Origin of the sequence: uncultured Succinivibrio sp., assembly GCF_902756765.1 — a bacterium.
Taxonomy (GTDB): domain Bacteria; phylum Pseudomonadota; class Gammaproteobacteria; order Enterobacterales; family Succinivibrionaceae; genus Succinivibrio.
Genome location: NZ_CACVSS010000057.1, coordinates 1 through 12922 on the forward strand (window position 1 = coordinate 1; position 12922 = coordinate 12922).

12 protein-coding genes and 1 pseudogene are annotated in these 12922 nt (G+C 37.2%); all 13 read right to left on the minus strand.

What is annotated here, in order from left to right:
* A pseudogene (locus tag QZU45_RS08415) lies at nt 1-539 on the minus strand (F0F1 ATP synthase subunit beta); the annotation flags it as partial.
* A gap of 19 nt (nt 540-558) precedes the next feature.
* Nucleotides 559-1422: a F0F1 ATP synthase subunit gamma gene (gene atpG, locus QZU45_RS08420; protein WP_295354086.1), complete on the minus strand. Its 864-nt coding sequence runs from the start codon at nt 1420-1422 to the stop codon at nt 559-561.
* A 10-nt stretch (nt 1423-1432) separates the two neighbouring features.
* Nucleotides 1433-2974: a F0F1 ATP synthase subunit alpha gene (atpA, locus tag QZU45_RS08425; protein ID WP_295354089.1), complete on the minus strand. Its 1542-nt coding sequence runs from the start codon at nt 2972-2974 to the stop codon at nt 1433-1435.
* A 15-nt stretch (nt 2975-2989) separates the two neighbouring features.
* Nucleotides 2990-3526, minus strand: coding sequence for a F0F1 ATP synthase subunit delta (locus QZU45_RS08430; protein ID WP_074838269.1), 537 nt, complete (start codon nt 3524-3526; stop codon nt 2990-2992).
* Nucleotides 3527-3543: 17 nt separating this feature from the next.
* Nucleotides 3544-4014, minus strand: coding sequence for a F0F1 ATP synthase subunit B (gene atpF, locus QZU45_RS08435; RefSeq protein WP_074838272.1), 471 nt, complete (start codon nt 4012-4014; stop codon nt 3544-3546).
* Between the two features lie 31 nt (nt 4015-4045).
* The gene (gene atpE, locus QZU45_RS08440) at nt 4046-4279 is read right to left on the minus strand and encodes a F0F1 ATP synthase subunit C (RefSeq protein WP_031490852.1); all 234 of its coding nucleotides are present in this window, start codon (nt 4277-4279) and stop codon (nt 4046-4048) included.
* A 28-nt stretch (nt 4280-4307) separates the two neighbouring features.
* Complete coding sequence (atpB, locus tag QZU45_RS08445) at nt 4308-5261, minus strand: F0F1 ATP synthase subunit A (protein ID WP_295354092.1); 954 nt, start codon at nt 5259-5261, stop codon at nt 4308-4310.
* A gap of 561 nt (nt 5262-5822) precedes the next feature.
* Entirely contained in the window at nt 5823-7232 is a 1410-nt protein-coding gene (locus QZU45_RS08450) for a ParB/RepB/Spo0J family partition protein (protein ID WP_295354095.1), read from the minus strand.
* Nucleotides 7233-7244: 12 nt separating this feature from the next.
* Nucleotides 7245-8009: a ParA family protein gene (locus QZU45_RS08455; protein WP_295354098.1), complete on the minus strand. Its 765-nt coding sequence runs from the start codon at nt 8007-8009 to the stop codon at nt 7245-7247.
* A gap of 16 nt (nt 8010-8025) precedes the next feature.
* Nucleotides 8026-8682 (minus strand): 16S rRNA (guanine(527)-N(7))-methyltransferase RsmG, encoded by a 657-nt coding sequence (gene rsmG, locus QZU45_RS08460; protein WP_295354101.1) that lies wholly within the window; start codon nt 8680-8682, stop codon nt 8026-8028.
* A 10-nt stretch (nt 8683-8692) separates the two neighbouring features.
* The gene (mnmG, locus tag QZU45_RS08465; RefSeq protein ID WP_295354104.1) at nt 8693-10579 is read right to left on the minus strand and encodes a tRNA uridine-5-carboxymethylaminomethyl(34) synthesis enzyme MnmG; all 1887 of its coding nucleotides are present in this window, start codon (nt 10577-10579) and stop codon (nt 8693-8695) included.
* A 740-nt stretch (nt 10580-11319) separates the two neighbouring features.
* On the minus strand, nt 11320-11568 hold the full coding sequence (locus QZU45_RS08470; RefSeq protein ID WP_295354107.1) for a DUF3781 domain-containing protein: 249 nt from the start codon (nt 11566-11568) through the stop codon (nt 11320-11322).
* Between the two features lie 515 nt (nt 11569-12083).
* On the minus strand, nt 12084-12713 hold the full coding sequence (locus QZU45_RS08475) for a GNAT family N-acetyltransferase (RefSeq protein ID WP_295354111.1): 630 nt from the start codon (nt 12711-12713) through the stop codon (nt 12084-12086).
* Nucleotides 12714-12922 lie beyond the last annotated feature (209 nt).

The window sequence follows — 12922 nt, forward strand, 5'->3', positions numbered from 1 at the left end:
TTAGCAATGTTATTGATAAGCTCCATCATGTTAACTGTCTTACCCACACCAGCACCACCGAACAGACCTACTTTACCGCCCTTAGCGAAAGGACAGATAAGATCCATAACCTTGATACCGGTTTCAAGAATTTCTGTAGTTGATGACTGCTCAGCATAGGTTGGAGCTGGACGGTGAATTTCCCAGTCCTCTTTCTGTCCGATAGGACCTCTCTCATCCACAGGCTGACCTAAAACGTTCATAATACGTCCTAGAGTCTCACGACCAACTGGAACCTTAACACCGGCACCAGTATTTACAGCCTCAATTCCTCTGCTCAATCCGTCAGAAGAACCCATGGCAATGCAGCGTACCACACCACCGCCAATCTGCTGTTGAACTTCAAGAACCAGATCAGAACGATGTTTACCATCACCCTTTACCTCTAGAGCGTCATAAAGCTCTGGAATATGACCTTCTTGGAATTCAACGTCAACAACAGCGCCAATGATCTGTACGATTGTACCTTTCTCACCAGCACGACTTGAAGTTTCAGCCATTTTTAATTCCTCTTAATTTTTAAACCGCTGATGCACCAGATACGATGTCATTTAGCTCCATCGTAATACCTGCCTGTCTTGCCTTGTTATACTCAAGCTGTAAATCACTTACCAGAGTCTCTGCATTATCGGTTGCAGCCTTCATAGCAACCATTCGTGCAGCCTGCTCTGATGCAAGGTTCTCTAAAACAGCCTGATAAACCATCTGCATTACATAACGGTCAAGTACGACCTTTAAAATTGCCTCTGGTTCTGGCTCATACAAATAATCCCAGTGATGTTTCTTTGCCACCTGATCCTCGGAAGGAACCAGAGGTAGAAGCTGAATACACTCAGGGATCTGAACCATAGTATTCTTAAAGACATTGTTTGCTATATAAATGGCATCGATTTCACCATTCATATAGGCATTAGTCATAACCTTGATAGCACCAACAAGTTTTTCTGGCTGAGGGTTGTCACCAAATCCAGAATGTGAAGCAAGCACTTCAAAGCCGTCTCTATTGAAGTAAGCACTGGCCTTGGTTCCAAGCAGAGCAAGCTTAACGTTAACATTCTTTTCCTTGAATTCATTCATCTTCTGAATAACCTTACGGAAAAGGTTAATATTAAGACCGCCACAAAGACCACGGTCAGTGGATACAATAATAAAGCCTACATTCTTTACAGGTCTCTCTTCCATGAATGGATGATGGAACTCAGAATGTGAAGCGGCAATATGACCAATAATGTCGTAAAGACCTTTTGAATAAGGGCGAGACTGGCTCATTTTTTCCTGAGCCTTGCGCATCTTAGAGGCGGCTACCATCTGCATAGCACTAGTTATCTTCTGTGTATTCTGCACAGAAGCTATCTTAGTACGTATTTCCTTTGCACCTGCCATTTAAGAGCTCCTAGAAAGTCTGAGTTGATTTAAAGTCTTTGATTAAATCAGACAGCTTATTGGCAATGTCATCTGAATAATCAGGCTTTGCATCAATATCCTTAATCAATGAATCATATTTTGAATGAGCAAACTCTAGAAGAGCCTTTTCAAAGGTTAGAACCTTTGACAGTTCAACATCTTCCAGGAATCCTCTTTCAGCAGCAAAAATTACAAGAGCCTGCTCTGCTACGGTTAGTGGAGCATACTGATTCTGCTTCATTAACTCTGTAACCTTCTGTCCGTGATCCAGCTGCTTACGGGTTGCATCATCAAGGTCTGATGAGAACTGAGCGAAAGCTGCAAGCTCACGATACTGAGCCAGAGCGGTACGAATACCACCTGATAATTTCTTCATAATCTTGGTCTGTGCAGAACCACCCACACGTGAAACTGAAATACCAGGATCTACAGCAGGTCTGATACCAGAGTTGAATAAGCTGGTAGTCAAGAAAATCTGACCGTCTGTAATAGAAATTACGTTGGTAGGAATAAATGCAGAAACGTCACCGGCCTGGGTTTCAATAATTGGAAGAGCGGTTAGAGAACCAGTCTTACCAACAATCTTACCGCCTGACATTTTCTCCAGATACTCAGCGTTAACACGTGAAGCACGCTCTAACAGACGTGAGTGCAGGTAGAAAACGTCACCAGGGAAAGCTTCACGCCCTGGAGGACGACGTAACAGCAGAGAAATCTGACGATATGCGACAGCATGCTTTGACAGATCATCATAGATAATCAGGGCATCTTCACCGTTATCCATGAAGAACTCACCCATAGCACAGCCCGCATATGGAGCAATATACTGCAGAGCTGCAGTATCAGAAGCAGATGCAACCACAACGATAGTGTTGGATAGAGCACCTTCTTCATCCAGCTTTCTTACTACTGAAGCAATAGTAGAAGCCTTCTGTCCGATTGCAACATAAATACAACGAACGCCATATTTAACCTGATTGATAATGGTATCAATCGCTAAGGCAGTTTTACCTGTCTGACGGTCTCCAATGATAAGCTCACGCTGACCACGTCCGATAGGAACCATTGAGTCAACAGCTTTATAACCTGTCTGAATAGGCTGAGAAACACTCTGACGTGCAATAACACCTGGAGCGATCTTTTCTACAGGATAATAGGTATTGCAGTTAACAGGTCCCTTACCATCAATTGGAGCACCTAGAGAGTTAACAACTCTTCCAAGCAATTCATTTCCAACAGGAACTTCAAGAATACGACCAGTACTATGTACTGTCATTCCTTCTGAAAGTTCACCGTATGGTCCTAAAACAATAGCACCAACAGAATCACGCTCTAAGTTCAAAGCCAGACCGTAAAGGTCGCCACCGAACTCAAGCATTTCTCCCTGCATAACGTTGGACAGACCGTGAATTCTTACGATACCGTCGTTAACAGAAACGATAGTACCCTCATCGCGAGCTTCTGTCACAACTTTAAATTGCTGGATCCTTTGTTTGATTAAATCAGCAATTTCAGTCGAATTAAGTTGCATTATTTATCCTCTTTCTTATCTGAGGGTTGAAGACAGGTTCTTTAAACTTGTCCTTACACTAGCATCGATAACCTTGTCACCAACCTTAAGTACAGCACCACCGATAAGGTCTTTATCGATAATCTGTTCAATGGTTACGGTACAATCGTATTTCTTTGCCAGTTTATCCTTTATCAGTTTTATTTCGCTTTCTGCAAAAGCTCTTGCGGATATAAGCTGAGCGGAAATACATTTATCGTGTTTCTGTCTCAATCTTATGAATTCCTCATAGATATCAGGAAGAACCTCGAAACGATTGTTTTCACCAATAATCTTGACGAAATTCTCACCATGTTCATCTATGAGATTGGCAGGCTTTAACAGCGAAATAAGACTGTCGGCTGCGGCAGATGAATTAGCAGCAAGTTTTAAATGATCTCTAAAGTAATCATTTTTATAAGCCTCAGACAGAGCCTGTAGCATACACTGCCACTCATCCAGTTTTTTCTCATCAACAGCGAAAGAAAAAGCAGCTTCAGCGTAAGGTCTTGCAACAGTCAAATTTTCAGCCATTACATTACCTCTTTACTCTAAAGCGAATCAGCTATCTTCTTTAACATTGCTTCATCTGATTTCTCATCAATCTTTTCATTGATGATCTTCTCAGCACCAGCAATAGCCAAAGAAATAACTTCAGATCTTAAATCTTCGCGAGCTTTATTCTTCTCTGATTCAATCTCACTCTGAGCTAAATCAAGAATCTTTTTACGCTCTTCCTGAGCTTCTACTGAAGCCTTGTCGATAATCTGAGATCTGGTCTTATTTGCTTCTTCAATAATTTTCTGAGCTTCTGCCTTGGCAGAACGAACAGTTTCCGCTGCATCTTCTTTAGCTAACTCTAAGCTTTTTTTAGCTTTTTCGGCAGCAGTCAAGCCGTCAGCAATTTCTTTCTGTCTCTTCTCAATTGCATTCAATAGAGGAGGCCATACATATTTCATGCACAGCACGGCAAAGATAAGAAACGCTACCGCCTGACCTACGAAAGTTGCATTAATTTCCAATCTAGATACCTCTAAATTTGGTTAGTCCTAATTAGCCTGCAACAGCAAACATTAAGTACATACCTAAACCAACACCGATCATAGGGATAGCATCAACCAGACCCATAACGATGAAGAACTGAGTACGTAATAGTGGTAACAAATCAGGCTGTCTTGCAGAACCCTCTAAGAACTTACCACCTAAAATACCAATACCGATAGCAGCACCGATAGCAGCTAAGCCCATCATTAGACCTGCAGCAAGGTAAATTAAAGACGCATCCATGTTATATCTCCTGTTTTTTTAAATAAAATTAATCTTCTTCACTGGCCATTGATAAATAAACAATGGTCAAAACCATGAAAATAAAAGCCTGTAAAGTAACAATCAAAATGTGGAAAAGAGCCCAAGGCACATTTAGCACCCACTGAATATACCAAAGAGGTAATAGAGCAATCAGAATGAAAATCATTTCACCTGCATACATGTTTCCGAAAAGTCGAAGACCTAATGAAATTGGCTTTGACAGTAAGGAAACACCTTCCAGCAAGAAATTAACCGGAATAAATGCCCAGTGATTAAATGGGTGTAAGGTTAAACTCTTTAGGAAGCCTGTCACACCTATATTCTTGAAAGAAAAAGCAAAAATCAGAAGGAAAACGCATACTGCCATAGACAGGGTTACATTTACGTCTGCAGATGGAACAACTCTGAAATAAGGAATTCCAAGTTTCTTTGCTAATTCAGGAATTAGATCGATTGGTAGAAGGTCCATCAGATTCATTAAGAAAATCCACATGAACACTGTTAGGGAAAGAGGAGCTATTAGTTTGCTCTTACGTTTGAAGATACTTGTAACAGTACCCTGAACGAATTCAAAAATCATCTCAAGAAAACACTGAAGTTTACTTGGAACACCAGTGGTTGTCTTTTTAGATGCGTATTTGAATAACATCAAAAATATAAATCCTAATACAACTGTCAATCCCAATGAATCGAGATTAAGAGTATAAGGATTTACAATCTTTGATTCTGCTGATGCATGGTGCTCAGCATAACAAACTCCAGATCCTAAATCTGTCAACTTGCACTTCTCAGTTCCAACCTGAGTTAGACAATTTTCTTGAGTTCCACCGTTGGCTAAACACTGATTAAAGGCAGTCTGATCACTGGCTTTAACACTGTCGACAACAGAAAAATCACGAAGATCAACCTGAAGAAAGTGAAGATGATGAGATATATATCCTTGAGAATTACTCTCTGACATAAAACACATCCTACATTTATTTGTAATTAAGAACTAATTTAATGACTTAGCTCGATAACAACGTAAAAAAATACGACTATTTACTTTTTTTGTCAAAAGCAAAAAATCATATTTTGTATGGAGTTATTGGCGTAAATTATCGTTTAGCCCACTCCTAAAATAAATGATAAAACGCAAAATAACCATATAACTGAAAGTTAAAATTATCATTTTGTTATTTAAATCAAATATTTTAAAACTCAGTGTCAGCAGAAGTATTAAAACTGCAAACTTGAGAAGAAAGGCATATATAAGCTCATAAACCACATAACCAGGAGAGATGAGTTTATTGGAGGAATTTCTGTTTGCCAGATAAAAATAGATGAATATTATTATAGAGAAAATGACAAAACCATCTAATACAGAAGCAAAATTAATTAGATAATTTTTATCGAAAAAATATGAGTAAACTGTACAAAATAATGCACACAGCAAAAAGTTTATTAAATAAATTTTTATACTTTTTTTATCAATGTGCATTATAAATAACCTAATTATAAATCACAATGAATTGAATTATTTTCACTTTTCTTCAGGTGTTTCTGACATTAGTTCTTCAAGATTTACATCTTCAGAAACAACTTCTTCTGTGATTACTTCTGGTGCAGATTCTGGTGAAATTTCGCCAGCGGCTAAATCTTCAGGTGTAACTTCATCAGCAGCTATCTCTTCGGTTACAGCTTTCTCAGGGGCAACTTCATCTGCTGCTACCTCTTCAGTTACAGCTTCTTCAGGGGCTACTTCGTCTGCCGCTACCTCTTCAGTTACAGCTTCTTCAGGGGCTACTTCGTCTGCTGCTACCTCTTCGGATACAGCTTCTTCAGGTACTACCTCATCTGAAGTTAACTCTTCAGCAGGAGCTTCATCTTGAGCAACGTCTTCTGCAACAGGTTCCTCTACTGGAGTATCATTAGTTGAGATATCTTCTGCTACAGCATCTTCGGATACATTCTCCTCCTCAACATTATCTTCAAGAGCAGGAGTAACGTTCAGATCTTTTACATCAGCTTCAATCTCTAATTTATTTAAAAGAGACTCCAACTGTTCAATTGAAGAATAAGCTAGAGTTAACTTTCCTTTAGAATCGCTAGTTGCCTTGAACTTAGCTTTAATACCTGAAAGATTCAGGCGAATCTTCTTTTCCCATTCGCAAAATTTTTCACTTGTGAAAACAACTTTCTTATTCTTTGTTTCTTCGAAGCCATTAACTTTGATATTTTTTACAAGCTCTTCAGTCTGTCTTACATTTAAAGACTTCTTTATAACGTAAAGAGCAGCTTTTAGCTGTAAGTCTGGATCTTCAAGAGATAAAAGAACCTTTGCATGACCAAGATCGATCTGATTGGCCACAACCATTTTCTTAACATCTTCCTGAAGATTATTTAGTCTAATAATATTTGTTACTGTACTTCTTGATTTTCCAAGAGTTTTTGCAAGTTCTTCTTGACTTAGCTGACACTCTTCAAGCATCTGCTTAAAGGCTTCAGCCATTTCCAGAGGATTTAAGTCTTCTCTCTGGATGTTTTCAATCAAAGCAAGAGCATAACCGTTAGAATCAAGATCATCTCTTACTAGACAAGGAATTTCAGTAAGTGAAGCAAGCTGGCAAGCTCTGAATCTTCTTTCACCACAGATAATTTCATATACATCATCAGATTTTTTTACAATTAGAGGTTCTAACAGACCATGCTCAGTAATAGAGTCTGCTAGCTCTTTTATAGAATCCTCATCAAAATTTTTTCTTGGCTGATATTTAGACGCTTTTAATTTATCAGTTGAGATATTAACAACTGAATTTTTTGAAACAGTTTCAGTAGCTTCAGCAGGAGCAGCCTCCTGAACCTTTTCCTCAACCTCAACTTTCTGTCTTTCTTTTTTTATTTTTTGGGATTCACCTAATAGTGAACCTAGTCCACGTCCTAAGCCTGCCATACGAGTTCCCTTTTATTTTGTTTTTTCTATTACTTCTGCAGCTAATGCTAAATATGCTTTAGAGCCAACTGATGACTTGTCATAATACATTGCAGGTTTTCCATAACTTGGAGCCTCTGCAAGTCTTACATTTCTAGGAATTATGGTTTCATAAACCAAATCACCAAAGTTCTTTTTCAACTCATCAGATACATCTGTTGATAGTCTGTTTCTGTTATCAAACATTGTACGAAGAATACCTTCGATCTTTAGTTTTGGATTTACAGCGGTTGCAAGCTGATCAACAGTTTCAATAAGAAGAGTCAGACCTTCTAGTGCAAAATACTCACACTGAAGAGGAACAAGAATAGAGTCAGATGCACATAATGCATTAACTGTGAGAATATTTAAAGATGGAGGACAGTCGATAAGAATCAAATCATATTCTGACTTGATTGGATCCAGAGCTTTTTTCAGGAAGTTTTCTCTACCGAATTTGTCCAGTAAATTTACTTCTGCTGCTGTTAAGTCCTCGTTTGCAGGGATAAGATGAAAATCGCCCTCAGTTTCTTTAACTATCGCCTCTTTAACATCTAAACCATCAATAAGAACGTTGGTTATAGACTTTTCAAGACCAAACTTGGAAACTCCAGATGCCATAGTGGCATTACCCTGAGGATCGCAATCTATAACTAGGACTTTCTTTTGCATTGCTGCCAATGATGCAGCTAAATTCACGCATGTGGTGGTTTTTCCTACGCCACCCTTCTGATTAGCAATAGAAATAACTTTAGTCAATTTATAGTCCTTATGCTTAATGTAGCTTCAATATAACTGCCTTTCTATTGGCATCCAATGAAGGAACTCTCAAATCAATTATACTTTCTATTTGAGCATTTTTAGGAAGATCATTCAATTCATTATCTTCCAAATTTGCTTTCATACAGATAAAAACACCAGACTCCGCTATTAAGTTCTCACACCATTCAACAATTTTACACAACGGTGCAAAAGCTCTGCTTAAGATGCATTCAAATTTTTCTTCAGGAACAATATTTTCACAGCGGTCATTTATTATGGTTACGTTTTTAAGACCAAGTGAAGTCATTGCGGTTCTAACGAAAGATAGCTTCTTAGCAATAGAGTCAATCAATGTAAATTTTTTATCAGGGTTTAGTATAGCAAGTACTAATCCCGGAAACCCTGCACCTGTTCCCACATCTGCAATATTATTTTTATCTTTGATTAAAGGTGAAATAACAGCGCTATCCAGAATATGAAGAACAACTATCTTATCAGGTTCTCTAATAGCAGTCAGATTCAGAGCATTATTCCATTTGCACAGAAGAACCACCAGGGAGGCTAACTTTTCAAGTTGCTCATCAGTATATTCAATGTCGGTTTTCGACATTAACTTTCTGATCTGTCCAAGGATTTCAGTCTGATTGACTGTACTATCTTTTCTTCCCATAGAATAACCTTTAGTTTTTACCTAATAAATCCATCTTCTTCAAATGAACTAATAGGATTGAAATAGCTGCAGGAGTTACACCTGAAATTCTTGAAGCCATACCAATGGTTTCAGGTTTATATTCGTTAAGTTTCTGAGCAACCTCATTAGAAAGAGCTTTGATATTCTTATAATCAAAATCCAGAGGAAGCAGAGTCTGCTCATTGGTTTTCTTTTTCTTAATATCATCAAGTTCTCTCTGCAGGTAGCCCTGATATTTTACCTGAATCTCAACCTGTTCCACAGACTGCTCTGTAGTTGCTATAGGTTCTAGACCTGTAGTTTTTATTAAGGCATCAAATTTAACTTCAGGTCTTCTCAGAATTTCTTCAAGACTTTGTTCCTGAGACATAGGATTATTCAGGATCTTATTTATATTCTGGCCCATCTCAGATGAAGGTTTTACAGAGATTTCTCTTAATCTAGCCTTTTCCTTTTCTATCTGATTCTGCTTCTCCTCAAATCTTCTCCATCTTTCATCAGAGATAATTCCCAATTCTCTGGCCTTTGGAGTCAATCTCAGATCAGCGTTATCCTCACGAAGAATCAGTCTGTATTCAGCGCGGGAGGTAAACATTCTGTATGGCTCTTTTGTACCTAATGTGCATAGGTCATCCATCAGAACACCAACATAAGCCTCGTCTCGACGAGGGAACCATGCAGGCTGTCCCTTTACATACAGACCAGCATTGATACCGGCAAGCAAGCCTTGAGCTGCGGCTTCCTCATAACCTGTTGTTCCGTTAACCTGACCTGCAAGGAATAAACCAGGAACTTTCTTTGACTGCATTGAAACAGATAATTCTCTTGGATCATAGAAATCATATTCAATTGCATATCCAGGTCTTGCGATAATTGCATTTTCAAGACCCTCAATTGATCTGATGAAGTTTTCCTGAACATCAAATGGAAGTGATGTTGAAATACCATTTGGATAAACAAGAGGTGAAGTCAGACCTTCAGGCTCAATAAACACCTGATGAGAATCTCTGTCAGGGTATCTTACAATTTTATCCTCAATTGAAGGACAGTAACGAGGTCCTATTGAATGAATAACACCAGAATAAAGAGGACTTCTGTCTAAACCACCTCTAATGATTTCATGAGTTTTCTCATTGGTTTTGGTGATATAGCAAGGAACCTGAGTTGGATGAATTTTTTCTTCATTCATGAATGAGAAAGCAGGCTGAGGATATTCTGGATCCTGTTTTGTCATCTTTGAATAATCGATAGAGCTTGCAACGATACGTGCAGGAGTACCTGTCTTTAGTCTTCCAACCTTTAAACCTAAATCTTTTAAATTTTCAGCAAGGCCTATTGAAGCAGGATCACCTGCTCTACCTCCGGTGTAATGATTTAAGCCAATATGAATTAAACCATTTAAGAAAGTACCAGCACAGATAACAACTGCTTTACAGTAAAACTCTATACCTGCAGCAGTTTTTACTCCACTGATAGTCTGATCTTTATAGATGATTTCGGTTGTAGGCTGCTGAAAAATAGTTAGATTGTCATAATTCCATAAAGTCTTTCTCATCACTTCTTTATATAAGTGACGATCGGTCTGAGCTCTGGTAGCTCTAACAGCTGGTCCTTTAGATGAATTTAAAGTTCTGAATTGAATACCTGCCTGATCAATAGCTGTTGGGCATACACCACCCATAGCATCTATTTCTTTAATAAGATGTCCTTTACCGATTCCACCAAAAGCTGGATTACATGACATCTCACCAACTGTTTCAAGATTGTGAGTTAGAAGTAAGGTCTTACAGTTCATTCTGGCACTTGCCGAAGCAGCTTCAATACCAGCATGTCCGGCACCAATTACTATGACGTCAAAATTTCTAAAACTATTCATCATCAAAACCTATAGGATCTGATCTTACTCTGAAGATCTTTTTTTCTTTTTTTCTACAGAAAACAAGCGCCGATAATAGTAATAAGATCTTATTAATTTATTTATATATATATATTATTTTATTTATTATTTAGCTTTGAATATCTGTGGATTGTTAGATTTTCTTTTAAAAATCAAATAATTATTTATAAAAAACTTTGTCTAAAAAGTTGTGGTTTTTAGTTGGTTTATTGTGGAAAAAGCTGTAGTTATTAACAGCCTAAAAATTATACAGGTTTATCAACTTATTTTTCAAAAGATTTTCAAATAGTTTTCAAAACGTTTTCCACAATTTTTTAACAGGTGATATTTTACAAAATAAGTTAGAAAAATTGAGATTTAAATCTATATTTTTTTTTTGATGATATATGCTTAAAGCCTGTGAATTCCTAGCTAATTATTCTTAACTCATTATTAATAATGAGTTTTCTTCTGGTTAATTAAAGAAATTTTTTCTTCCTCCTTTCCTGTATATGTCTTATTTTGGGAGGAAAAATTCAGCTCTAAACACTATTCTTTCTGTTTCAATCTGTAATGATATAGAGATATGTAGAAGTATATAGAGTTATGTCGTGATCGATCTGCTGGTATCGGCTGGACTGGGGCAAGCTTATAGTTAGCTGAAGATACTATCAGCTAATTTCTCCATAGAAAATTATGTGTTGGTACTTTGATCTGATAATGGCTTAATCTGAAAGATGTTATTTCTCTTTATGGGCTGTAATAACAGTTAGACTGTAGGAGTTTACAGTTACTACAGTATCATCCTTGCTACAGTACCAGTTCTTTCCTCTTTTCTGTATGGTACAGTCATCTGCTACTATCAGTTGTCTGCAGAAATCGACAACATCAATGTCAGCTAAATTAAGATTTTTCTTAATTCTTTCTATTCCAAGTTTTGTAGTGTGAAGTTTTGAAAGATTATCCAGGAGAGCTCTATGGCTATTCATTTTTTTACTCCATTTTCACATCTTATTATTTCAACTTAATTTTTTGTTTAAATTAAAAGACACGCAATAATAATAATAACTTTATATTAATTAACTATATATATGTTATTTTTATTATTTTTATGAAGGAAAAATATGTTGGAAGTGAATATTTTTATTTAAAATCAATTTGTTATTTAAGAAAAAGTTTGTTTATAAGGTGATGGTAATCGTGGGAAAATCTGTGGGAAACCACGTATTTTCCGACAGGATACTTTTTATATGTATTTACCAACTGTTTTTTCAGAAGTTTTTCTGCAAATTTTCAAATAGTTTTCCACAGACTTTTTAACATGTTGTTAAATATACTTTACACAAATACTTCTGTTTCGACCTGAAATTAACGCCATAAAAACTGTAATTTTAGGAATAATATATAGACTGTATATAGTATGCTGTGATTATTTTTATATTAGATAAAAAAATATAAATCTCACTTACTTCTGTTTGAGAATAGGCAAGTGAGATTTTTCTGATTAGAACAGCTGACCAGGTAGCTTCTTTTTTACTTTCTTAGGAAATGATTTGTCAAACTCCTCAACTTCAGCATCGTCAACGTAATATCCTTTTAGTGTCTGATATACGCCAGTAATGCCATCAAGATAACCTGGAATCAGCTCTTTACATAGAAAAAACGATGCATCTTCGCCTTCTGGAAGATCATGGTATCTAATAGAAAAAGTGCTGGCATAATTAAAGCCGCATTTTCCATAGAAACCAATGTCGCCTTCAAAAAGTACTGCACCATATCCTAGTTCAGCAGCTTTCTTCAGGGAATAATCCAGAAGTTTAAGACCGTATCCTTTACGCTTTAAATTTGGCGTAATACAGATTGGACCCATAGTCAGTACAGGTATATCTCGTCCGTCGTCAGCATTAATAACGGTTCGCATGAACATATTCTGTCCAATCAGAATTCCGTTCTGTTCCATGACAAAATCAAGCTCCTTTACAAAAGCAGGATCTTCTCTTAGTACATGGATTACATAGTGTTCACAGCATCCTAGGCGATATACATTCCAGAAAGACTCTCTGATGAGATTTTCAACCTTTCTGTAATCTTCTGCTGTTTCAAGACGAATCTGACAATAGTTATTTTTATTCATTATTTAGACTCCCGAAAATTGATAACTGCAATTGCCTTTCAGCGGGAGGTTACCGACTTGTACGCAAACCTCCCGGTTAGCCTACAATGTCCAGAGAATTGAAATTAAACCATACACGGGATCTTAAATACTATACGGGTAATTAGCTGATTAATTTAGAAAAGATATCGATCTAAAAAGATGAGGCTTCAAAGAAGCGGTTGTTCATT